Annotated in this window: 1 tRNA gene; it reads right to left on the minus strand. The window is 38.1% G+C overall.

Annotated elements, in window-relative coordinates:
• Nucleotides 1-138: 138 nt before the first annotated feature.
• Nucleotides 139-211: transfer RNA gene (locus LMB57_RS00430), tRNA-Ala, on the minus strand.
• Nucleotides 212-247: the final 36 nt, after the last annotated feature.

A 247-nucleotide genomic window follows, 5' to 3' on the forward strand; every position in this document is an offset into this window, starting at 1 on the left:
ATTAATTGAGTTAGCGATTATAATTCGTTAATTAAAACTCAAATAACGCGGTGTTCTCGGTTTATTGTTTTGTTAATAAAGAAATTAGATAGTATTTAGTTTTCAAAGTACAAGCTCTATCAACCTTACGGTTGATAATGGAGAATAACGGAATCGAACCGATGACCTCCTGCTTGCAAAGCAGGTGCTCTCCCAGCTGAGCTAATTCCCCATATGGGCCTAAATGGACTTGAACCATCGACCTCAC

It is taken from the genome of Limosilactobacillus secundus (genome assembly GCF_020784695.1).
Classification (GTDB): Bacteria; Bacillota; Bacilli; order Lactobacillales; family Lactobacillaceae; genus Limosilactobacillus; species Limosilactobacillus reuteri_F.